General features: G+C 61.1%; 15 protein-coding genes. 2 read left to right on the plus strand and 13 right to left on the minus strand.

All coding sequences use genetic code 11. The annotated features are described in order from the left end of the window. Positions 1-108: 108 nt before the first annotated feature. The 10 genes from OKW98_RS27170 to OKW98_RS27215 form a co-directional block, all read right to left on the minus strand. Complete coding sequence (locus OKW98_RS27170; RefSeq protein ID WP_265387443.1) at positions 109-1,527, minus strand: FAD-dependent oxidoreductase; 1,419 nt, start codon at positions 1,525-1,527, stop codon at positions 109-111. 122 nt (positions 1,528-1,649) lie between these two features. Further along, positions 1,650-6,095: a glutamate synthase large subunit gene (gene gltB, locus OKW98_RS27175; RefSeq protein ID WP_265387444.1), complete on the minus strand. Its 4,446-nt coding sequence runs from the start codon at positions 6,093-6,095 to the stop codon at positions 1,650-1,652. Between the two features lie 357 nt (positions 6,096-6,452). After that, positions 6,453-8,072, minus strand: coding sequence for an SPOR domain-containing protein (locus tag OKW98_RS27180; RefSeq protein ID WP_265387445.1), 1,620 nt, complete (start codon positions 8,070-8,072; stop codon positions 6,453-6,455). Between the two features lie 10 nt (positions 8,073-8,082). Then, positions 8,083-9,186, minus strand: a complete 1,104-nt coding sequence (aroB, locus tag OKW98_RS27185) for a 3-dehydroquinate synthase (protein WP_265387446.1) — start codon at positions 9,184-9,186, stop codon at positions 8,083-8,085. 130 nt (positions 9,187-9,316) lie between these two features. After that, positions 9,317-9,835, minus strand: coding sequence for a shikimate kinase AroK (gene aroK, locus OKW98_RS27190; protein ID WP_065986620.1), 519 nt, complete (start codon positions 9,833-9,835; stop codon positions 9,317-9,319). Between the two features lie 4 nt (positions 9,836-9,839). Continuing rightward, a complete protein-coding gene (gene pilQ, locus OKW98_RS27195; RefSeq protein ID WP_265387447.1) occupies positions 9,840-11,918 on the minus strand; it encodes a type IV pilus secretin PilQ in 2,079 nt (692 codons plus the stop codon). Positions 11,919-11,971: 53 nt separating this feature from the next. Then, entirely contained in the window at positions 11,972-12,499 is a 528-nt protein-coding gene (locus tag OKW98_RS27200) for a pilus assembly protein PilP (RefSeq protein ID WP_265387448.1), read from the minus strand. Then, complete coding sequence (gene pilO, locus OKW98_RS27205) at positions 12,496-13,143, minus strand: type 4a pilus biogenesis protein PilO (RefSeq protein ID WP_265387449.1); 648 nt, start codon at positions 13,141-13,143, stop codon at positions 12,496-12,498. Before pilO ends, OKW98_RS27200 begins: the two co-directional genes overlap by 4 nt. Then, positions 13,140-13,706, minus strand: a complete 567-nt coding sequence (locus tag OKW98_RS27210) for a PilN domain-containing protein (RefSeq protein ID WP_265387450.1) — start codon at positions 13,704-13,706, stop codon at positions 13,140-13,142. Before OKW98_RS27210 ends, pilO begins: the two co-directional genes overlap by 4 nt. Beyond that, positions 13,706-14,770, minus strand: a complete 1,065-nt coding sequence (locus tag OKW98_RS27215) for a pilus assembly protein PilM (RefSeq protein WP_265387451.1) — start codon at positions 14,768-14,770, stop codon at positions 13,706-13,708. Before OKW98_RS27215 ends, OKW98_RS27210 begins: the two co-directional genes overlap by 1 nt. A gap of 209 nt (positions 14,771-14,979) precedes the next feature. On the opposite strand from OKW98_RS27215, the gene OKW98_RS27220 reads away from it, so the two are divergent. Further along, the gene (locus OKW98_RS27220; RefSeq protein ID WP_416148557.1) at positions 14,980-17,454 is read left to right on the plus strand and encodes a penicillin-binding protein 1A; all 2,475 of its coding nucleotides are present in this window, start codon (positions 14,980-14,982) and stop codon (positions 17,452-17,454) included. A gap of 239 nt (positions 17,455-17,693) precedes the next feature. Here OKW98_RS27220 and OKW98_RS27225 read toward each other — a convergent pair whose 3' ends face one another. The 3 genes from OKW98_RS27225 to rpmE form a co-directional block, all read right to left on the minus strand. Then, a complete protein-coding gene (locus tag OKW98_RS27225; protein ID WP_265387453.1) occupies positions 17,694-18,962 on the minus strand; it encodes a malic enzyme-like NAD(P)-binding protein in 1,269 nt (422 codons plus the stop codon). A gap of 178 nt (positions 18,963-19,140) precedes the next feature. Next, a complete protein-coding gene (locus OKW98_RS27230) occupies positions 19,141-19,944 on the minus strand; it encodes a thermonuclease family protein (protein WP_265387454.1) in 804 nt (267 codons plus the stop codon). Between the two features lie 23 nt (positions 19,945-19,967). After that, on the minus strand, positions 19,968-20,201 hold the full coding sequence (gene rpmE, locus OKW98_RS27235; RefSeq protein WP_065986634.1) for a 50S ribosomal protein L31: 234 nt from the start codon (positions 20,199-20,201) through the stop codon (positions 19,968-19,970). 168 nt (positions 20,202-20,369) lie between these two features. On the opposite strand from rpmE, the gene OKW98_RS27240 reads away from it, so the two are divergent. Continuing rightward, entirely contained in the window at positions 20,370-22,589 is a 2,220-nt protein-coding gene (locus tag OKW98_RS27240) for a primosomal protein N' (protein ID WP_265387455.1), read from the plus strand. Positions 22,590-22,702 lie beyond the last annotated feature (113 nt).

Here is a 22,702-nt window from a genome sequence, read left to right on the forward strand (position 1 = left end):
GATGCAATCTGTAGGAGCGCGCTTGCCCGCGAACACGTCATTCCAGACGCTAAAACGGTGACTGACCCAACGCATCGCGGGCAAGCGCGCTCCTACAAATTCGCGTGTTTACACGCCCAGATAATCCAGAATCCCTTCAGCCGCGTTGCGGCCTTCAAAGATCGCCGTCACCACCAGATCAGACCCACGCACCATGTCGCCACCGGCGAAGATCTTCGGGTTGCTGGTCTGGTGCTTGAACTGGCCCTGCTCCGGCGCCACAACGCGGCCCTGGCTGTCGACCTGGATATTCTGTGGATCGAACCACGACGCCGGGCTTGGACGGAAACCGAAGGCGATGACCACGGCATCTGCCGGGATGATCTCTTCGGAACCCGGGATCGGCTCCGGGCTGCGACGGCCTCGCGCGTCCGGCTCGCCCAGACGCGTTTCGACGACTTTCACGCCTTCGACCCGATCCTCGCCCACGATGGCGATGGGCTGGCGGTTGTAGAGAAACTTCACGCCTTCTTCCTTGGCGTTCTTCACTTCCTTGCGCGAGCCCGGCATGTTTTCTTCGTCACGACGATAAGCGCAGGCCACTGACTTGGCGCCCTGGCGGATCGACGTGCGGTTGCAGTCCATCGCCGTATCGCCGCCGCCGAGCACCACGACCTTCTTGCCCTTCATGTCGACGAAATCTTCCGGCGACTTTTCAAAGCCCATGTTGCGGTTGACGTTGGCGATCAGGAAGTCCAGCGCATCGTGCACGCCCGGCAGGTCTTCACCAGGGAAGCCGCCCTTCATGTACGTGTACGTGCCCATGCCCATGAACACCGCGTCGTACTCTTCCAGTAACTGCTCGACGGTAATGTCCTTGCCGATCTCGGTGTTGAGGCGGAACTCGATGCCCATGCCGGTAAACACTTCGCGGCGATTGCTCAGCACGCTCTTCTCAAGCTTGAACTCGGGAATGCCGAAGGTCAGCAGACCGCCGATTTCCGGGTTCTTGTCGAACACCACCGGCTTCACGCCGCCGCGCACCAGAACGTCAGCGCAGCCCAGGCCGGCCGGGCCTGCGCCGATGATTGCCACGCGTTTGCCGTTTGGTACGACGCGGGACATGTCCGGGCGCCAGCCCATGGCGAAGGCCGTGTCGGTGATGTACTTCTCGACCGAACCAATGGTTACCGCGCCGAAGCCGTCGTTGAGGGTGCACGCGCCCTCACACAGACGATCCTGCGGGCACACGCGGCCGCAGACTTCCGGCAGGGTGTTGGTCTGGTGCGACAGCTCGGCGGCCGCGAGGATGTTGCCCTCGGCCACCAGCTTCAGCCAGTTGGGAATGAAGTTATGCACAGGGCATTTCCATTCACAGTACGGGTTGCCGCAACCCAGGCAACGGTGCGCCTGATCGGCCGACTGCTGCGGCTTGAAAGGTTCGTAGATTTCCACGAACTCTTTCTTGCGCTGACGCAGCAGTTTCTTCTTCGGATCTTTACGCCCGACTTCGATGAACTGGAAGTCGTTACTGAGACGTTCAGCCATGGTGTTAGAACTCCTGACTACAGCCCCAAGCGCCACGCTTGAAGCTGCAAGAAAATCATGTTCGCAGGCACTCGCGCGCTGCCGTTAACTTGCGGCTTGAAACTTGCCGCTCGCAGCTGCTGTTATTGCGGATTCGCGCGGGTGCTGGACAACAGCGACTTCAAGCTCGCGGCCTTCGGCTTCACCAGCCAGAAGCGGCGCAGGTAGTCGTCGAGGTTTTCCCAGAGATTGCGGCCCCATTCGCTGTCGGTTTCAGTCACGTATTCAGCCAGCACGCGTTCCAGGTGGCTGCGATAGGCTTCCATCGCTTCACCGCTGATGCGCTGAATCTCGACCAGCTCGTGGTTGACCCGGTCAACGAAGGTGTTGTCCTGATCGAGCACGTAAGCAAAGCCGCCCGTCATGCCTGAGCCGAAGTTGTAGCCGGTCTTGCCCAGCACGCAGACGAAACCGCCGGTCATGTATTCGCAGCAATGGTCGCCCGTGCCTTCCACGACGGTGTGGGCGCCGGAGTTACGCACCGCGAAACGCTCGCCCGCCGTGCCCGCTGCGAACAGCTTGCCGCCGGTCGCGCCGTACAGGCAGGTGTTACCGATGATGGCGCTGTCCTGGGTTTTGAACGGGCTCCCTTTTGGCGGCACGATCACCAGTTTGCCGGCGGTCATGCCTTTGCCGACGTAGTCGTTGGCGTCGCCTTCCAGGTACATGTTCAGGCCGCCGGCGTTCCATACACCAAAGCTCTGCCCTGCCGTGCCCTTGAAGCGGAAGGTCACCGGAGCGTCGTTCATGCCCTGGTTGCCGTGCAGCTTGGCGATTTCGCCGGAAATCCGCGCGCCGATGGAGCGGTCGCAGTTGCAGATGTCCAGTTCGTAGTCGCCGCTGCTCTTGGACTGAATGGCGGAAATCGCCAGCTCGACCATCTTCTCGGCCAGCAGGCCTTTGTCGAACGGCGGGTTGCGCTCGACCTGGCTGAACTGCGGTTTGTCGGCCGGGATGTGGTCGCTGCCCAGCAGCGGCGTCAGGTCCAGATGCTGCTGCTTGGCGGTTTCACCGGGCAGGATTTCCAGCAGGTCGGTACGCCCGATCAGTTCTTCCAGCGAACGCACGCCCAGCTTGGCCAGCCACTCACGGGTCTCTTCAGCCACGTAGGTGAAGAAGTTGATCACCATGTCGACGGTGCCGATGTAGTGGTCCTTGCGCAGCTTTTCGTTCTGAGTGGCGACGCCGGTGGCGCAGTTGTTCAGGTGGCAGATGCGCAGGTATTTGCAACCCAGCGCGATCATCGGCGCGGTGCCGAAGCCGAAGCTTTCGGCGCCGAGGATGGCCGCCTTGATCACGTCCAGCCCGGTTTTCAGGCCCCCGTCAGTCTGCACCCGAACCTTGCCGCGCAGGTCGTTACCGCGCAGGGTCTGGTGGGTCTCAGCCAGGCCGATCTCCCACGGCGAGCCCGCGTATTTGATCGACGACAGCGGCGACGCGCCGGTGCCGCCGTCATAGCCGGAAATGGTGATCAGGTCGGCGTAGGCCTTGGCCACACCGGCCGCAATCGTGCCCACACCCGCTTCGGCCACCAGCTTGACCGAGACCAGCGCGGCCGGGTTGACCTGCTTGAGGTCAAAGATCAACTGCGACAAGTCTTCGATCGAGTAGATGTCATGGTGCGGCGGCGGCGAAATCAGCGTCACGCCCGGCACTGCATAACGCAGCTTGGCGATCAGGCCGTTGACCTTGCCGCCCGGCAGTTGCCCGCCCTCGCCCGGTTTGGCGCCCTGCGCCACTTTGATCTGCAGCACGTCGGCGTTGACCAGGTACTCAGGCGTCACGCCAAAACGGCCGGTCGCGATCTGCTTGATCTTGGAGCTGCGGATGGTGCCGTAACGCGCCGGGTCTTCGCCGCCCTCACCGGAGTTGGAGCGCGCACCGAGACGGTTCATCGCCTCGGCCAGCGCTTCGTGAGCTTCCGGCGACAGCGCACCCAGCGAGATACCCGCCGAGTCGAAGCGCTTGAGAATGCCTTCCAGCGGCTCGATTTCATCGATGCCCAGCGGAGTGTCGAGCTCCTTGACCTTGAGCAGGTCACGGATCATCGACACCGGACGGTTGTCCACCAGCGCCGTGTATTCCTTGAATTTGCTGTAATCACCCTGCTGAACGGCGGCTTGCAGCGTCGCCACCACATCAGGGTTGTACGCGTGGTATTCGCCGCCGTAGACGAACTTCAGCAGCCCGCCCTGCTGGATCGGTTTGCGCGGACTCCAGGCTTCGAAGGCCAGGGCTTTCTGCTCGGCTTCGATGTCGACGAAACGCGCGCCCTTGATGCGGCTTGGCACACCACGGAAGCTCAGGTCGCAGACTTCTTCCGACAGGCCAATGGCTTCGAAAAGCTGCGCGCCGCGGTACGAAGCAACGGTCGAAATGCCCATCTTCGACAGGATCTTGAGCAGGCCTTTGGTGATGCCCTTGCGGTAGTTCTTGAAAACTTCATACAGATCGCCCAGCACTTCGCCGGTACGGATCAAATCGCCCAGCACTTCGTACGCCAGGAACGGATAGACCGCCGACGCGCCGAACCCGATCAGCACCGCAAAATGGTGCGGGTCGCGAGCCGTCGCTGTCTCGACGAGGATGTTGCTGTCGCAGCGCAAGCCTTTTTCGGTCAGGCGGTGATGCACCGCGCCGGTGGCCAGCGACGCGTGAATCGGAAGTTTGCCCGGGGCGATATGGCGGTCGCTCAAGACAATCTGGGTCTTGCCCGAACGCACGGCTTCTTCAGCCTGATCGGCGATGTTGCGCACGGCCGCTTCAAGGCCCATGGCTTCGTCATAGTTCAGGTCGATGATCTGACGATCAAAGCCTGGGCGATCGAGGGTCATCAGCGAGCGCCACTTGGCCGGAGAAATGACCGGCGAGCTGAGGATCACGCGGGAAGCGTGCTCTGGCGACTCCTGGAAAATGTTGCGCTCGGCACCGAGGCAGACTTCCAGCGACATGACGATGGCTTCGCGCAGCGGGTCGATTGGCGGGTTGGTGACCTGGGCGAACTGCTGACGGAAGTAGTCGTAGGGCGTGCGGACGCGACGCGACAACACCGCCATCGGCGTGTCATCGCCCATGGAGCCAACCGCTTCCTGGCCCTGCTCACCCAGCGGGCGCAGGATCTGATCACGCTCTTCGAACGTAACCTGGAACATCTTCATGTACTGCTTGAGCTGATCCGGGTTGTAGAACGCAGACCCGTGGTCGTGGTCCTCCAGCGTCGCCTGAATACGCAGGGCGTTCTTGCGCAGCCACTGCTTGTATGGGTGGCGCGACTTCAAGCGGCTGTCGATGGCGTCGGTGTCGAGGATCTGCCCGGTTTCGGTGTCCACGGCGAAGATCTGGCCCGGACCGACACGGCCCTTGGCGATGACGTCTTCCGGCTTGTAGTTCCACACGCCGATTTCCGACGCGAGGGTGATGTAGCCGTTCTTGGTGGTCACCCAGCGCGCAGGGCGCAGGCCGTTGCGGTCGAGCAGACAGACGGCGTGACGACCTTCGGTCATGACGATGCCGGCCGGGCCGTCCCACGGCTCCATGTGCATGGAGTTGAATTCGTAGAACGCGCGCAGGTCCGGATCCATGGTCTCGACGTTCTGCCACGCCGGCGGCACGAGCATGCGCACGCCACGGAACAGGTCGATGCCGCCGGTCACCATCAGCTCGAGCATGTTGTCCATGCTGGAAGAGTCGGAGCCCACGCGGTTGACCAGCGGGCCCAGCTCGTCGAGGTCCATCAGGTCGTTGGTGAACTTGGTGCGACGGGCCTGGGCCCAGTTGCGGTTACCGGTGATGGTGTTGATTTCGCCGTTGTGGGCGAGGAAGCGGAACGGCTGAGCCAGCGGCCATTTCGGCAGGGTGTTGGTAGAGAAACGCTGGTGGAACACGCAGATCGCGGTTTGCAGGCGCTCGTCTTTGAGGTCCGGGAAGAATGCCGTGAGGTCACGCGGCATCATCAGACCTTTGTAGATGATGGTCTTGTGCGAAAAGCTGCAGATGTAGTGGTCGGTGTCGGCGGCGTTGGCCACCGAGGAGCGACGACGTGCGCAGAACAGCTTGATCGCGAAATCCTGATCGCTCAGGCCTTCGCCACCGATGAACACCTGTTCGATCTTGGGCAAACGCTCTAGGGCCAGACGGCCCAGCACGCTGGTGTCGATCGGCACCTGGCGCCAGCCGATCAGGGTCAGGCCGGCCGCCAGGATTTCACGGTTCATGTTTTCGCGGGCCGCTTCGGCCTTGGTGTCGTCCTGATTGAGGAAGACCATGCCTGCGCAGTACTGGCGCGGAAGCTCGACGCCGAAATGCTCGGTGGCCACCGCACGCAGGAAAGTGTCAGGTTTTTGCATCAACAGCCCGCAACCGTCACCGGTCTTGCCGTCGGCGTTGATCCCACCACGGTGGGTCATGCAGGTCAGGGCTTCGATAGCCGTCTGCAACAAGTGATGACTAGGCTCGCCTTGCATGTGGGCGATCAGGCCGAAACCACAGTTATCCTTGAATTCTTCTGGATGGTACAGACCTGCTTTCATAGACACATTCTCACCAGGCTGCCTCTTAACGAGACAAATTTCTTTTCAATTCAACCAGTTACCATCCACGCCGAACGTATGCCGGCTTTGCGGGAGCAAAAGGGAGGTCATTGTACACAGCGACACAAGTCCTCACAAATTTGACGACGAAGTGTCGCAAATTTATGTCGCATTAATGAAAGGTTTTATACCGATTCTCGTGCTAGTCAGAGCTTTTTGCGAGTCTGACCAATGAGAGCCCGAAGATCAATGTGTGCCTGAGACGCAGACACCGCAAGGCGCGCTGCTCGTTGGCAGCACGCTCAAGCGTGATATCGGGAAGGCCAAGCGAGGGACCTGGATAAGGTCCCTGCGTCATTAGCGGGCGGCGGCGAGTTCCTGTTGGATACTGCCGACAGTACGAGGCCAAGGTTTACCAGCCTGAATCTTCTCTGGCAAGGCCTTGATAGCGGTCAGTGCCGCAGTGCGGTCAGCGAAGCTGCCGTACGTCACCACGAACAGAGGCTTGCCCTGCAGGGTTTTCTTGAAGTAACGGTATTCGCCGCCTTGTTCTTTCACGTAGCTTTGAGCGGTGGCTTCAGAGCTGGTGCCGAGGATCTGCACCACGTAGTGCGTCGGTGCCTGGCCTGCGTACCAACCACTGCCCGCAGCCCCGGACGCTGCGGCTGCCGGCTTGGCAGCCGCTGCCGGAGCAGGTTTAGCGGTGGCCACCTGAGTCGGCGCTGGCGCAGGTTTTGCGGCAGGGGCCGGAGCAGGCGCTGGCTTGGCAGCCGGGGCCGGACGCGGTGCCGGAACCGGCTGCTGAGCCATGGTTGGAGCAGGACTTGCCGTCGCGCCCGCCGGTGGCGCAGTGGTCGTTACGGTCGGTGGCTGCAGTGCTTGATTGGCCGCAGGGCCGCCATCTTCGCCATCGCCTTCACCCGAGCCCGCCGCTTCAGCCAGTGGCGCGCGCGTGGCGGGTTGTGAGCCGTTCATCGGCAACGGCATTGGTTGCGAGTTACCGGCGAACTCGATGGCCGGGCCACCGTTGTTCGATTGTTGCGCAGGCGCCTGGCCCTGACCCAAAGGCAGTTGAGCCTGAGAGTTGGCTGGCGCAGTGGCGGGAGCGTTGCTGCGGCCTGGAATCAGCCACGCCGCGAGAACGGCTGCGACAACCACCCCACCCAAAGCCAACACGTGTTTCTTAGGCATCTTGAACCCCATACTTGGACGCTTGACCGCAGAGCGGCTGGCAATCATGGCTTCGATCATCGAATCGCGCGCGACCTGATTGATCGCGCCTGGCCATCCACCGGACTGCTCGTGGATATCAGTGATCTGAGCGGCGCTGAACAACTCAACACCCTGCCCCGCGCCGTCGAGACGCTGAGCCAGATACTCACGGGTTTCTTCTTCGGTATACGGCGCCAGCTCGATAACGTGGAAGCGTTCTTCCTCGGTACCGCTCTCGGCGCACAGCTGATCCAGGCGATCAATGATCGAAGCCTCGCCGAACAGGAAGACATGCGGACGCCCTTCCGGGGTGCCTGCTGCCAATCCCAACAACGCTTCGAGTGCGGATTCGCCCAGTTGTTCGGCATCGTCCACCAGGATGTAGACTTCCTGACCGGTCAGCGCCAACTGCACGACTTGCGCCAGGATCGGGCGCATTTCCGCCTGAGCGACGTTCAGCGCCTGGGCAACCTGGCGCAATACGCCCGTGGCATCCCCTGCACCGCGCGCCGACACCACCACGCTCTGCACCGATTGTTTGTTGGTGCTCGCCACAAGTGCCTGACGCAGCAGCGTCTTGCCGCTGCCCTGAGGCCCGGTGACGACCAGCAGCAGTTGGCTGTAGCGCGCGAGATGATGCAGCTGACCCAGCACGGGCTTGCGCTGCGCCGGGAAAAACTTGAAGCCGGGAACCCGCGTTGCAAAGGGGTCATGACTCAACTGGTAATGACCGAGGAAGGCCTCATCGGCGTGCAAACTAGTCATGGATTTCTCATTAACCTCTAAGCTGATCCACCAAGGCGCGGTAGTCCGCGACCAGTGTGGCCTGTAGTACTTCTTGTGGATATTCGTCAGTTACCACTGCTTCACCGATGCGACGCAACAGCACCAGGCGCAAACGACCGTCAATGACCTTTTTGTCCACCGCCATGTGCTCGAGGAAGTGCTCGGGCGTCATGTCTTGCGGCGGAACCACCGGCAAGCCGGCGCGCTGGAAAATACGAATGCCGCGGTCACGTTCCTGCTCGCTGATCCAGCCCAGACGCGCCGACATTTCCAGCGCCATTACCGTGCCTGCCGACACCGCCTCGCCGTGCAGCCACACGCCGTAACCCATGTGGGTTTCGATGGCGTGGCCGAAGGTGTGGCCGAGGTTCAGCGTGGCACGCACACCAGACTCGCGCTCATCGGCACCGACGACCGCCGCCTTGGCGGCGCACGAGCGCTCGATTGCCGTGGTCAGCGCGACCTGATCCAGCCCGCGGAGCTTGTCCACATTCTCTTCGAGCCACGTCAGGAAAGGTTCGTCACAGATCAGGCCGTATTTGATGACCTCGGCAAGACCGGCGGACAGTTCGCGTTCAGGCAGGGTGTTGAGCGATAACGTGTCGATCAGCACTGCATTGGGCTGATAGAAAGCGCCCACCATGTTTTTGCCCAGCGGGTGATTGATGCCGGTTTTGCCACCGACCGAGGAATCGACCTGGGAGAGCAGTGTGGTCGGCACTTGAATGAATTCGACGCCGCGCTGGTAACAGGCAGCGGCAAAACCAGCCATGTCACCGATAACGCCGCCGCCCAGCGCAATCACAGTGGTGCGGCGGTCGTGGCGTGCGGTGAGCAACGCGTCGAAGATGGTTTGCAGGGTTTCCCAGTTCTTGAAGGCTTCACCGTCGGGTAGCACGATCGGCAAGACGCTGTAACCGGCGAGGGATCGGGTGAGGCGGTCCATGTAGAGCGGCGCAACGGTGGCGTTGGAGACGATCGCCACCTGTTTTCCCGCAATGTACGGTTTGAGCAGCTCTGGCTGATCCAGCAAGCCTTCGCCGATATGGATCGGGTAGCTGCGTTCGCCAAGCTCGACCTTAAGTGTCTGCATGTGTCCCCACGCTGTTAACAATTAGTTGCCTGTGTGCGTCTGAAAAAACGCCGACACCGGCTATGGCGCAAGGCCATGTAGCGACCCCACTTTTTATGGTCGCCGAGGATAGCGCATTTCCGTCTGCGCTTTAACGGGGAGGAAGCTCGGCCAGCAGGGCGAGGATGTCGATAACCACCATTCGTGGCGGCCGCTCATCGGTTTCGATGATGACATCGGCGATCTCGCGGTACAGCGGATCGCGGATCGCCAGCAGTTCGCGCAGCACGCGCGCCGGGTCAGCGGTGCGCAACAACGGTCGATTACGATCCCGCGAGGTCCGACCCACTTGCTGCTCAACCGACGCATGCAGATACACCACCCGACCGCCTGCGTGCAGGGCGCGACGGTTTTCTTCGCGCATGACCGCGCCACCGCCGGTGGCCACGACCACCCCATCCAGTGCGGAGAGTTCGGCGATCATCGCCTGTTCACGATCACGAAAACCCGCTTCTCCTTCCTTGTCGAAGATCCAGGGAATATTGGCACCCGTTCGCAGCTCGATTTCCTTGTCGGAATCCTTGAACGGCAGTCGAAGCTCTTTGGCCAGCAAGCGACCGATGGTGCTTTTACCAGCCCCCATCGGCCCCACAAGAATTAAATTTCGCACAGAATCAACGACTCACAGCAATCGCCTGGTTATTCATGATACGCGGAGTGAGAAACACCAACAGCTCGGATTTTGACTCCGAAACCACATCGCGCCGGAAAAGGCGGCCAACATACGGCACATCGCCCAAAAATGGCACCTTGTCGACGACTTTACTCTGCGTATTCGAGAACACGCCACCGATTACGATGGTCTCGCCGTCGGCCACCAGCACCTTGGCGTTGACTTCGTTTTTCTTGATCGGCGGTACACCCAGCACGGTGTTCACGTAGTCCGGCTCATCTTTCGTGACCTTGACCTCCATGATGATGCGATTGTCAGGCGTGATCTGCGGGGTGACTTCCAGCGACAGCGACGCCTCTTTGAACGACACCGACGTCGCGCCGCTGGAACTCGCCTCCTGATAAGGCACTTCCGTACCTTTCAGAATTTTCGCGGTTTCCTTGTCCGACGTGACGACCTTTGGCTGCGAGACCACTTCGCCGTTGCCGCTCTTCTCCATGGCCGTCAGCTCAAGATCGAGAATCGTATTGTTGGTCAGGAAGCCCAGGCCGATGGACGAGGTGGCGTCAGTCACGCCCATGTCTACGTAGGGACCGTTGGTCGCCGAGGCGCCTGTCACAGTGCCACTGCCGCCGGTAGTGAAATTGCCCTTGCTGCTCGAACCGCCCCAGCGCACGCCCAGTGACTTGTCGTAATCGACGTTGGCCTCGACGATGCGCGCCTCGATCATCACTTGGCGCACCGGGATGTCCAGTTGCGACACGATGCGGCGCAGCTCGTCCAGGCGATCCTGGGTCTGGTAGGCAATGATGTTATTGGTGCGCTCATCGACGGTGATCGAGCCGCGCTCGTCGGTTTTCGATTCAGCGCTGGTCACCGACTGAAACAGCTTGGCGATGTCGGCGGCCTTGGCGTAGTTCACTTGCAGCAACTCACGACGCAACGGTGCCAGCTCGGCAATCTGCTTCAGTGATTCCAGCTCCTGGCGCTCCCGCGCGGCGATCTCGTCAGCCGGACCGACCAGCAAAACGTTACCGATCTTGCGCTTGTCCAGGCCCTTGGTCTTGAGCACCAGATCCAGCGCCTGATCCCACGGCACGTTCTGCAGGCGCAAGGTGATGCCGCCTTGAACGGTGTCGCTCGCCACCAGATTGAGGTTGGTGAAATCAGCGATCAGTTGCAGCACCGAACGCACGTCGATGTCCTGGAAATTCAGCGAAAGCTTCTCGCCGGTGTAGACCAGTTTTTCCGAGTTACGGCGCTCCTGATCTTCGTTAGTCAGGGGACGCACGCTGATGGTCAGCTTGTTATCAGTTTGATAGGCCGAGTAGTCGAACGCACCGGAAGGTTCGATGGAAATACTGGCCTTGTCACCCGTGGCGCTGGAATTGACGAACTGCACCGGGGTCGCGAAATCCTTGACGTCCAGACGCACGCGCAGGGGTTCAGGCAACTGGGTTTTGGCGAAGTCGACACGAATCTTGCCGCCCTGCTCCTGGATGTCCGGCGCGATGCCGGTGTCGCTCAGTTCGATGATGACGTTGCCTTCACCCAACTCGCCGCGCTGGAAGTCGACGTTTTTTACCGACCGCGGGCCAGGTGCATAGGAGCGCGCAACAGGTTTTGACGATTGCGCGGCCGGCACACTCACTCGCGCCGCGCCCATGGCGGTGCTCGGCTGTGAACCCTGGGCCGCCGCAGCGCCCTGGCCCACGACCACGAACAGGTTGTTGCCGTCGACACGCGAGCTGTACGGCGCGAGCGTGGTCAGGTTGATGATCACCCGCGTACGATCCTTGGCTTCAACGACCACAACGCTGTGGGCGTTGCCTGACCCCAAGTCACGGCTCTTGATCGCCAACTGGCTGGTCACACCCGGCAGGTCCAGCGCAATCCGCGCCGGTTGCTCGGTGGTGTAACCGCGCGGCGCCGCCACCGGACCGTCGAAGGACAGTTTCAATTCGACTCGATCCCCCGGTAATGCGGCAACATCCAGCGTCTTGAGGTTAGCCGCCTGGACAACCGGTGAAAGCATCGCCATCCCTAGCGACAGGCCGACAATCGAAAGAATCCTGTTCATGTTCACATTCCACCACTGTGCAGATCCGAAGGTGCTTAGCTTGCTTGCCGTCTTCATGAGCGTTCCTTGAGGGAAATACTGAGCGGACGCTCAAGCCACGCCCCCTCTCCATCCGGAACGATTTCCATCACTTGCACCGCCGAGTCGGTGATCGCCGTAATACGGCCGTCATTGCGCCCCAGATAATCGCCCACTTTCACCCGATGCACGCCACCCGCCCCGCGAAGCAGTGCGAAGGTGCCGGTTTCATTGCTCAGCGTGCCGACCATTTCGAAGGAGTCGATGTTGAAGCCTTCGAGGAACTGCTTCACCCGCGTCGGATCAGGCTGCACCAGGTGCGAACCTTTCGGCCGGTTGACCAGATCGATCTTGATCGGCGGCTGAAACGGACTGCGCAAACTGGCCGCCGCATACGTAAAAGCCTCATACGGCCGGAACTTGGGCATCGCCTCGATGGTGCCAACCGGCCGCGCACGCACCTCGGCCATGAACTGCTTGAGATCGTCAAATTCATTCGAGCTGTCGCAACCCGCGAGCCCCATCAGCGTGACGCCGACGCACAACCAACGCATCGCCCTCATTTCGCTGGCCCTTTCGTGTCGACGTTCTGAAGACCTTTGTCGTTATAACGATAGGTCTTGGCAAGGATGCTCATGCGCAGTTTTCCGGGGGACTTGGCGTCCAGCGGTTTGATCTCGAAGTCATGCAGGGTCACGATTCGCGGCAGGCTGGCGACGCCGCTGGCGAAGGTCGCGAGGTCGTGATAACTACCTGTCACGGTGATCTGGATCGGCAATTCAATATAAAACTGCTGGGCCTCTTCGGGGAGCAGCTTGATTTCCTCGAACTCCAGGCCACTGCCCAGACCGGTGCGGGTGATGTCTTCAAGCAGGCCGGGGACTTCGGTGTCACTCGGCAACTGCCGCAGCAAGGCGCCGAACGTGTTTTCCATCTCCACCATCTGGCTTTTGTAGGCCGCGAGGTTGGCAGCCTGATAGGCCTTGTTCGCGAACTGCTCTTTCAGCGCAGTCTCTTCACCACGGGCCTGATCGAGCTGTGCCTGCATGTCCTGGATATAGAAAAAGTACCCACCGGCCAGCACCAGCGCCAGCAACAGCGCGCCGGCAATGGTCTTGACCGCGGCGGGCCATGAACCCAGGTTATTGATGTCCAGGTCGTTGATGTCGATCTTTTTCAGGCTAGCGAGCCAATCATTCATGTTCATGGCTTGACCCCCTCAACGGCCGGCTGCGTCTGGCGTACCGTCAACTGGAAGGTGTTGGTCTGATCCACGCCTCCCGCAGTATTGGCCTTGACCTCCGTCAGACTCGGCGACTCCAGCCAGTCGGACGCATCCAGATTGCGCAGCAGATCCGAGACCCGGTTATTGGATTCGGCTGCGCCGGAAATGCTGATCATCTGCCCGGTCATTTTTACGTCGTTGAAATAGACGCCATCCGGGAGAGTGCGGGCCAACTGGTCGAAGATGCGGCCAATGATCGGCCGGTTGCCCTGCAGGTCCTGAATGATCTTCATCCGTTCCAGCAATTGTTTGCGCCGCGCCTTCAGCTCGCTGATCTCTTTGATGCGGGCGTCGAGCTGCACGATTTCTGTCTTGATGAACTGACTGCGAGCATTCTGGTGGGCGATGGCACTGCTCAAATACTGATCAGCCAAAAGAATGGCGCCGATGCCAAGCACCAGCACACCGACCAGCGCGAGGATGAAGCGTTTCTTGCGTTCCTCGCGCTGCTGTTCACGCCAGGGGAGTAGGTTGATCCGTGCCATTAGTCGAAGCTCCTCAGGGCCAGACCGCAAGCGATCATCAGTGCGGGAGCATCGCTGGCGAGAGCGCCGGCGTTGACCTTGGCGCTCAGGGCCATGTCAGCGAAAGGGTTCGCCACCAGCGTCGGCGTGCCAAGGCGTTCCTGAATCAAGCGATCAAGACCCGAAATGGAGGCCGTGCCCCCGGCCAGCATGATGTAGTCGACGCGGTTGTACTGACCGGCTGCGAAGAAGAACTGCAGCGAGCGGGACACCTGCTGCACCACGGCGTCCTTGAATGGCTGCAGCACTTCCGTGACGTAGTCGTCGGGGAGCCCGCCCTGCTTTTTCGCGAGCCCGGCCTCGCTCACGGACAAACCGTAACGACGCTGGATTTCCTCGGTGAGCTGGCGACCGCCAAATAATTGTTCACGGGTATAGATGATGCGGCCGTTGTGCAGCACGCTGAGGGTTGTCATGGTCGCGCCAATGTCGATGACGGCGACCGTCAACTGCTCGTGGTCCTGACCCAGCTGCGCAGACAACAGACCGAACGAGCGCTCCAGCGCGTAGGCTTCGACATCGACCACGCGGGCAGTCAGCCCGGCCAGTGCCAGTGCGGCCTCGCGCACCTCGACGTTTTCCTTGCGGCAGGCGGCCAGCAGCACTTCGACACGCTCGGGGTTGCGCGCGGAATAGCCCTGAACTTCGAAATCGATGGCGACTTCTTCAAGCGGATACGGGATGTACTGATCGGCCTCGATTTTGAGCTGGTTTTCCATCTCGTCGTCGGAAAGGCCTGCGTCCATCTCGATGGTCTTGGTGATAACGGCTGAACCTGCGACAGCAACCGCCGCGATTTTGACGTTACTTTTGGCTTTTACCAGCAGACGCGTCAAAGCACTGCCGACACCTTCGAGCTCCGCGATGTTTTTTTCGACCACTGCGTTGGCGGGCAGCGGCTCGACCGCATAAGACTCGACCTTGTAACGGTTGCCGGAACGACTTAGCTCCAGGAGCTTGACCGAGGTGGAGCTAATATCGATCCCCAGAAGGGTGTTGGCCTTCTTACTGAAGAGTTCGAACACAACCGATTCCCTATGCGTTTCCGTCACTTACGGAAGATTTCTAGTCCAGTGCCACTGTCGGCTGACTTGACAGTAGCGCAAATAACGCTCGACGACGAAAAATGCTTATAATGCCCAGCGTTTTTTTCGTGTACCAAAGCTTCAAGGCGTATTCATTTGTAAGTGCCTGCGTCTAACTCATTCTTTTTTCTGGAAATCCAAAAGCCTTGATACGCCTGCTGAAGTTTGTCTGGTGGTCCATCGTCGCGGTCGTCTGCGGGCTGCTGCTCGGTCTGAGCGGCGCCTTTCTCTACCTGGCCCCGAACCTGCCCTCGGTTGATGCGCTGCGAAATATCCAGCTGCAGATCCCCCTGCGCGTGTTCAGCAGCGACGGCAAGCTGATCGCAGAGTTTGGCGAAATGCGCCGTTCTCCCATCCGTTTCGCCGACATTCCGCCCAATTTCATTCATGCCTTGCTGTCTGCCGAAGACGACAACTTCGAAAACCACTATGGCGTGGACCCGAGCAGCCTGATGCGCGCAGCCAGCCAACTGGTCAAAAGCGGTCATATTCAGTCCGGCGGCTCAACCATCACCATGCAGGTCGCAAAAAACTATTTTCTGACGAGCGAGCGCAGTTTTTCGCGCAAAACCACCGAGATTCTCTTGGCCTTGCAAATCGAGCGCCAACTTACCAAGGACGAGATTCTCGAGCTGTACGTCAACAAGATCTATCTGGGTAACCGGGCTTACGGCATCGAGGCCGCAGCGCAGGTTTACTACGGCAAGTCCATCCGCGACCTGAGCGTCGCGCAGATGGCAATGATCGCCGGCCTGCCCAAGGCGCCGTCACGATTCAACCCACTGGCCAACCCGGTGCGCGCCAAAGAGCGCCGCGACTGGATTCTGGGCCGCATGTTCAAGCTGGGGAAAATCGACCAGAACACCTACCAGACCGCCCTTGTCGAGCCGATCAACGCCAGCTATCACGTTCAGAGCCCTGAAGTGAACGCGCCGTATATCGCTGAAATGGCACGCGCCGAAATGGTGGGTCGTTATGGCAGCGCAGCCTACACAGAAGGCTTCCGGGTCACCACTACCGTGCCGAGCGGCTTGCAGGAAGACGCCAACAAGGCGGTGCAGGACGGCTTGATCGAGTACGACCAGCGCCATGGCTATCGCGGGCCTGAAAGCCGATTCCCTGGCCTGACCCGCGAGGGCTGGGTGCAGGAACTGAGCAAACAGCGTCCGATCAGCGGCCTGGAGCCGGCCATCGTCACTCAGGTCGACAAGACCGGCATCCGTGTACTGACCCGTAATGGCGAGAACGAAGAAACCGTCGCCTGGGACAGCATGAAGTGGGCCAAGGCGTTCCTGAACACCAACAGCGTCGGCGCCAGTCCCAAGCAGCCCGGCGATGTCGCCCATGTCGGCGATCTGGTGCGCTTGCAGCGTCAGCCGGACAACTCGCTGAAGTTCAGCCAGCTTCCGGTGGCGCAGAGCGCGCTGGTTTCGCTGGACCCGCAGAACGGCGCGATTCGTGCGCTGGTGGGCGGCTTCGCGTTCGAGCAGAGCAACTACAACCGCGCGATGCAGGCCAAGCGTCAGCCGGGCTCCAGCTTCAAGCCTTTCCTGTATTCGGCAGCGCTGGACAACGGCTACACCGCTGCGAGCCTGGTCAACGACGCGCCGATCGTGTTCGTTGATGAAGCCATCGATAAAGTCTGGCGCCCGAAGAACGACACGGGCACCTTCCTGGGTCCGATCCGTCTGCGCGAGGCGCTGTACAAGTCGCGTAACCTGGTGTCGATCCGCCTCCTGCAAAGCTTGGGCGTGAACACCGCGATCAATTACATCACCCGCTTTGGCTTCAACAAGCAGGACTTGCCGCCTAACCTGTCACTGGCCTTGGGCACGGCAACCCTGACGCCGATGGAAATCGTCAGCGGCTGGAGTGCGTTTGCCAACGGCGGTTACAAGCTCAGCCCGTACCTCATCCAGAAGATCGAGGACCGTGAGGGCAAAACCCTGTTCGTCGCCAATCCACCGACAGTGCCTGCCAACGACCCTAACCCGAAGGCGGTTAGCGAAGCGGCCATCAGCAGCGCATCAACCTATGCAGCGCCACAGACCCCGCCGTTGACTGCCAACGTCGTGCCGAATGCGCTGGATGCATCGGGCGCAGCGCCAGCGCCAGTGGTCGCGGAGCGGATTGTTGACGGTCGCACGGTCTACATCCTCAACAGCATGCTGCAGGACGTGATCAAACGCGGCACCGGTCGCCGCGCGCTGTCGATGAACCGTCCCGATATCGCCGGTAAAACCGGTACGACCAACGATTCGAAAGACGCCTGGTTCACCGGCTACAACGCCGATTACGTGACGACGGTCTGGACCGGTTTCGATCAGCCGGAAAGCCTCGGTCGCCATGAGTTTGGTGGCACGGTCGCGCTGCCGATCTGGATGAAGTACATGAGCGCCGCGCTGAAGGACAAGCCGCCCCACGTTCAAGCCGAACCGGACGGCATCCTCAGCCTGCGCATCGACCCGGTCAGCGGCCGCTCCGCCACGCCAAGCACGCCGGGTGCGTTCTTCGAGCTGTTCAAGAGCGAAGACACGCCTCCAAGCGTGAACGAACTCGGCGGCAGCCCGCCCCCAGGCAGCCCGCTGCCGGCAGACGAATCAGCGCCGATCGATTTGTTCTGACTAAGGCGTAAATCTGCTCTCGGCAACGCCCCTGATTTCAGGGGCGCACCCTCTGTAGGAGCCGGCTTGCTGGCGAACCCGGCGAATCAGTGATACAGGCGTCGACTGACATGGCGGGTTCGCCAGCAAGCCGGCTCCTACAGTCGTTCGAGGCAACGTCTAAGCGCCGGCACTCTGCAAAACGAGCACCCACAAAAAAGCCCTGCATCTCTGCAGGGCTTTTTTATGTCGCTCAGTTATCAGCCGTTAAACACGTCATCCACGCTCTTCAGCGGATAGTGCTTCGGATACGGCAGGGTGGCGACGCCGCTCTCGATGGCTGCCTTGGCAACGGCATCGGAAACGACGGTCAGCAGGCGCACGTCCAGTGGTTTCGGGATGATGTACTCACGACCGAATTCCAGGGCGATGCCGCCGTAGGCGTCGCACACTTCCTGAGGTACAGGCAGCTTGGCCAGTTCGCGCAGAGCGTTGGCCGCTGCGATCTTCATCTCTTCGTTGATGCGCTTGGCGCGAACGTCCAGTGCGCCACGGAAGATGAACGGGAAGCCCAACACGTTGTTTACCTGGTTCGGGTAGTCCGAACGGCCGGTCGCCATGATCACGTCGTTGCGGGTGGCGTGAGCCAGTTCTGGCGAGATCTCCGGATCCGGGTTCGAGCAGGCGAACACGATCGGGTTGGCCGCCATCGCCTTCAGGCCTTCAGCGCTCAGCAGGTTCGGACCGGACAGACCGACGAACACGTCGGCGCCTTCCAGTGCATCGGCCAGGGTGCGCTTGTCGGTGGAGTGAGCGAACTGCGCCTTGTACTGATTCAGGTCGGTACGCCCGTCGTGAACCACGCCGTTACGGTCGATCATGAAGATGTTTTCGATCTTCGCGCCCATGCTCACCAGCAACTTCATGCAGGAGATGGCCGCAGCGCCAGCGCCCAGGCAGACGATCTTCGCCGCTTCCAGGGTTTTGCCGGCGATTTCCAGCGCGTTGATCATGCCGGCTGCGGTGACGATCGCGGTGCCGTGCTGGTCATCGTGGAAAACCGGAATGTCGCACTGCTCGATCAGCGCCTTTTCGATCTCGAAGCACTCAGGTGCCTTGATGTCTTCCAGGTTGATGCCGCCGAAGGTGATGGAGATGCGTCGCACGGTGTCGATGAAGGCCTGCGGGCTTTCCGAATCGACTTCGATATCGAACACGTCGATCCCGGCAAAGCGCTTGAACAGCACGCCCTTGCCTTCCATGACCGGCTTGGACGCGAGAGGCCCAAGGTTACCCAGACCCAGAATCGCGGTGCCATCAGAGATGACCGCTACCAGGTTGCCTTTGCCGGTGTACTTGTAGGCAAGCTCCGGATCGCGACCGATTTCGCGGACCGGCTCAGCCACACCCGGGCTGTAGGCCAGCGACAGATCGCGAGCGGTTGCAGTGGCTTTGGTGATCTCGACACTGAGCTTCCCTGGACGGGGATGAGCGTGATATTCGAGAGCGGCAGTTTTCAAATCTGACATGAGGGCATTCCGCTTTTTTGCTGTTGGACAGACGGACCGCCGAGCATACGCAAGTCATAAAGTCCTAACAAGACTGGCGGGTCACCTGTGTCAAGAGGCCGCATCTACGACTTTCAGCGTAGAGCCACGGAACATAAGGCCTCTAGCCGCGACAATCACCGACAATAATGTCTACAATTTATTTATCAACTGTATCCAACATGGCGGGATGAGTGACTGCCATCATCCAGCGCGACTGACCTGATTTAAGGCCGCCCCGCCGCGAACGATCAACCACCCAGCCACGGGCTTCGATTCGCTGACCCTTCAAGCGCTGCAGCGCGGCGGTGTCGAACTGGCCAAGCAGCCTGGGTGCAATGCGCAGCACCAGCGCATCGCCGAATTCGATCCACACGCCGCCGCCATTGCGCTGCACCTTGGTCACTTGTCCGCTGACCAGCGCAAACCCGCCAGTGCTGATCTGTTCAACCGGCTGGACCGGCGAGTGGCGCCACAGACCCAGGCCGGCCTGGCGAGCTGACTTTTCTGCGGCCTGCTGGCAGCTGACCAGCGCGACGTTCGGGGAGACTGCGACGAGATAGCCAAGGCCTTCCGCCAGCAGTTGAGCTTCAAGGTTGGCGCCGTCCCGCCCATAAACATTGGCGAGGGTGCGACCGTAGTGATCGGTCGGCTCTTCACCCACACGCAACCTGACCTGTCCGTCGCTGGCATTAACCAACGCCTGCAAACGACGCTTGGCCGCTACGGCAAATGGCTGGGCGGACTGACCTTTTTTACCGGTTTCTGGCGTATTCAGGCCAATCATGCGAACGCTGCGTCCATCGCTCAGGCGCACCGTGTCGCCATCGATCACTCGCTGCACCTGAACCACAGGCAGAGACGGCGGCGCCGGGCACAAGGCCTGGGCCGCCGAAAGCCAAATCGCGGACATAAAAAAGGCGCCCGCGAGGGACGCCTTTTTAAGCAGCCTGGAGAAACGCATCGGCGACTCCAGAACGGCCAACCTTACTCTGCAGCAGCAGGAGCTTTGGTAGGACCGAACGCACCGAAACGCGACTTGAACTTGTCGACACGACCGCCGACGTCCAGAGTTTTTTGCTTGCCGGTGTAGAACGGGTGGCACTCGTTGCACACGTCCAGGCTCAGAGGCTTGGCCAGTGTGGAACGGGTTTTGATGACATTGCCGCAGCTGCAGGTTGCGTCAATGGCTTCGTAAACTGGATGGATATCAGCTTTCATGGGTATTTCCTCAGGCTATCGTGCCGCCACCCAACACTATTGTTGAATACCGCACGGAATTAGGCCGCGCATATTAACAGACAACGCCAATCACGCAAGGGAACGTTCACGCCGGTCGTCTGCTAAGATCGCGCCCTTCGTCATACTCCGTAACAGGATATCCCCCGCGTGCCCGACGCCATCTTGCGCCTCGCCCTGCCCTCGCCGCTGCGTCGCCTGTTCGACTACCTTGCCCCCGCAGGTGTGCCGCGCAGTGCCTTGCAGCCGGGGATGCGCCTGCGCGTGCCGTTCGGCCGTCGGGAAATGATCGGCGTGCTGGTGGAAGTCGTCGAGCACAGTGACGTGCCGGCCGACAAACTCAAGCCGGCCATTGCCGTGCTGGACGCCGAAGCGCCCTTGCCACCGGCCTTGTTCAAGCTTTGCCTGTGGACCGCCCAGTATTACCAGCACAGCCTGGGCGACACGTTTAGCTGGGCGTTGCCAGTGTTGCTGCGTCAGGGCGAGCCCGCAGAAGCGCGGCAAGAGCGGTTCTGGCATGCCGCGCCAGACGCCAGCATCGATGACCCGCGCATCGCCCGGGCGCCGAAACAAAAAGAAGCGCTGCGCACGCTGGCCCAGCACCCCCACGGCGTCGCTCACCAGTTGCTGAGCAAGCTGATGCTCAACCGCGACAGCCTGAATCTGCTGCTCGCCAAGGGCCTGGTAACTGTCGAGGTGCGCGGTCATGGGTCGGCCGAGCGGCACGAGCATTGGCTGGCGCAGCCGGAACTGCCGCTCAACACCGAGCAACGGGCCGCCTATGAAGCCATCCGTTCGGGTTTTGGCAGCTTTCACGCCTCACTGCTGGCGGGCGTCACCGGCAGCGGCAAGACCGAGGTGTACCTGCAGCTCATCCGCGAAACCCTGGAAGCGGGCAAGCAGGCGCTGGTGCTGATTCCGGAAATCAACCTCGGCCCGCAGACCCTTGCGCGCTTCGAGCAGCGGTTCAACGCGCGCATCGCGCTGCTGCACTCGGCGGTGAATGATCGCGACCGGCTGGACGCCTGGCTGGCGGCGCGCGATGGCGAGGCCGACATCATCATCGGCACCCGCTCGGCGCTGTTCACCCCGATGAAAAACCCGGGGCTGATCATCATCGACGAGGAGCACGACGGCTCCTATAAACAGCAGGAAGGCCTGCGCTATCACGCCCGGGATCTGGCGCTGGTGAGGGCGCATCAGGAGGACATACCGATCGTGCTCGGCTCGGCGACGCCTTCGCTGGAAAGCCTGCACAACGCCCACACCGGTCGGTATGCGCTCCTGCGTCTGAATCAGCGCGCGGGTGGTGCTCAGCAACCCCGCTTCCTGCGGCTGGACGTGAAAAGCCGCCCACTCGACAGCGGCATTTCTGGCCCCATGCAGCAAGCCATCGGCCAGACCCTGGCGGCGGGTCAACAGGTGTTGGTGTTCCTTAATCGCCGCGGCTTTGCCCCGACGCTGCTGTGTCACGACTGTGGCTGGCTGTCGGAATGCCCTCGCTGCGACGCGCGCATGACCGTGCACCAGCGCTCGGGTGAGTTGCGCTGCCACCATTGCGGCCATGTCGAGCGCGTGCCACGCAACTGCCCGGCGTGCGGCAAGGTCGATCTGCGCCCGGTCGGTGCCGGGACCGAGCGTGCCGAGGAAAGGCTGGCGATTCTGTTCCCCGACTATCCGGTGCTGCGTGTCGATCGCGACAGCACCTCGCGCAAGGACGCGATGAATCAGCTGTTCGCGACCATCCAGAAAGGCCAGCCGTGCATTCTGGTGGGCACGCAGATGCTTGCCAAAGGGCATCACTTCCCACGCGTGACGCTGGTGTCGATTCTGGATGCCGATGGCGGGCTGTTCTCCGGCGACTTCCGCGCCAGCGAGCGCATGGCGCAATTGATTGTGCAGGTCGCGGGCAGAGCCGGTCGCGCCGAAGAGCCGGGCAGGGTGATCATTCAGACCCACTTGGCCGACCATCCTTTATTAATTCAACTGACCGAACAGGGCTATTTTGCCTTTGCCGAGCAAGCGTTGAGTGAACGTCGCGCCGCCGGGCTGCCGCCGTTTTCGCACCTGGCCCTGCTGCGTGCCGAAGCGCACAAGCCGGGCCAGGCCGAAGGGTTTCTGGACGAGGCCTGCACCGAAGCCGAGCGATTGCTGAAGGACATGGCGCTGGGCGGCATCGAGCTGCTGGGCCCGGTTCCGGCACCGATGGAACGACGCGCGGGACGCTATCGCGCTCAATTGCTGGTCCAGGCCAACGCCCGCGCGCCGCTGCACAAGCTGCTTGCGACCTGGCTGCTGACACTGGAAAACATGCCGAGCGGGCGCCAGGTCAGATGGTCGCTGGACGTGGACCCGGTAGACCTTTATTGATTCGCATCGGTTGACCGCGCATCCAGCGCGGTTGGCAAGGTGGCCCCGGCCACGGATAATGCCCAGTTTTTCCACCCGCGCATCCAGGCGCGGCCGCGCTTGCGGTCGAAAGA

The organism is Pseudomonas sp. KU26590, from assembly GCF_026153515.1.
GTDB lineage: Bacteria > Pseudomonadota > Gammaproteobacteria > Pseudomonadales > Pseudomonadaceae > Aquipseudomonas.

Excerpts from the sequence above, each read along its gene's own strand:
- gltB (WP_265387444.1), bottom strand. The coding sequence starts at position 6,095 with ATGAAAGCAGGTCTGTACCATCCAGAAGAATTCAAGGATAACTGTGGT.
- OKW98_RS27180 (WP_265387445.1), bottom strand. The coding sequence starts at position 8,072 with ATGACTAGTTTGCACGCCGATGAGGCCTTCCTCGGTCATTACCAGTTG.
- rpmE (WP_065986634.1), bottom strand. The coding sequence starts at position 20,201 with ATGAAAGCTGATATCCATCCAGTTTACGAAGCCATTGACGCAACCTGC.
- OKW98_RS27210 (WP_265387450.1), bottom strand. The coding sequence starts at position 13,706 with ATGGCACGGATCAACCTACTCCCCTGGCGTGAACAGCAGCGCGAGGAA.
- pilQ (WP_265387447.1), bottom strand. The coding sequence starts at position 11,918 with ATGAACAGGATTCTTTCGATTGTCGGCCTGTCGCTAGGGATGGCGATG.
- OKW98_RS27230 (WP_265387454.1), bottom strand. The coding sequence starts at position 19,944 with ATGCGTTTCTCCAGGCTGCTTAAAAAGGCGTCCCTCGCGGGCGCCTTT.
- OKW98_RS27225 (WP_265387453.1), bottom strand. The coding sequence starts at position 18,962 with ATGTCAGATTTGAAAACTGCCGCTCTCGAATATCACGCTCATCCCCGT.
- aroB (WP_265387446.1), bottom strand. The coding sequence starts at position 9,186 with ATGCAGACACTTAAGGTCGAGCTTGGCGAACGCAGCTACCCGATCCAT.
- pilO (WP_265387449.1), bottom strand. The coding sequence starts at position 13,143 with ATGAACATGAATGATTGGCTCGCTAGCCTGAAAAAGATCGACATCAAC.
- OKW98_RS27170 (WP_265387443.1), bottom strand. The coding sequence starts at position 1,527 with ATGGCTGAACGTCTCAGTAACGACTTCCAGTTCATCGAAGTCGGGCGT.
- OKW98_RS27200 (WP_265387448.1), bottom strand. The coding sequence starts at position 12,499 with ATGAGGGCGATGCGTTGGTTGTGCGTCGGCGTCACGCTGATGGGGCTC.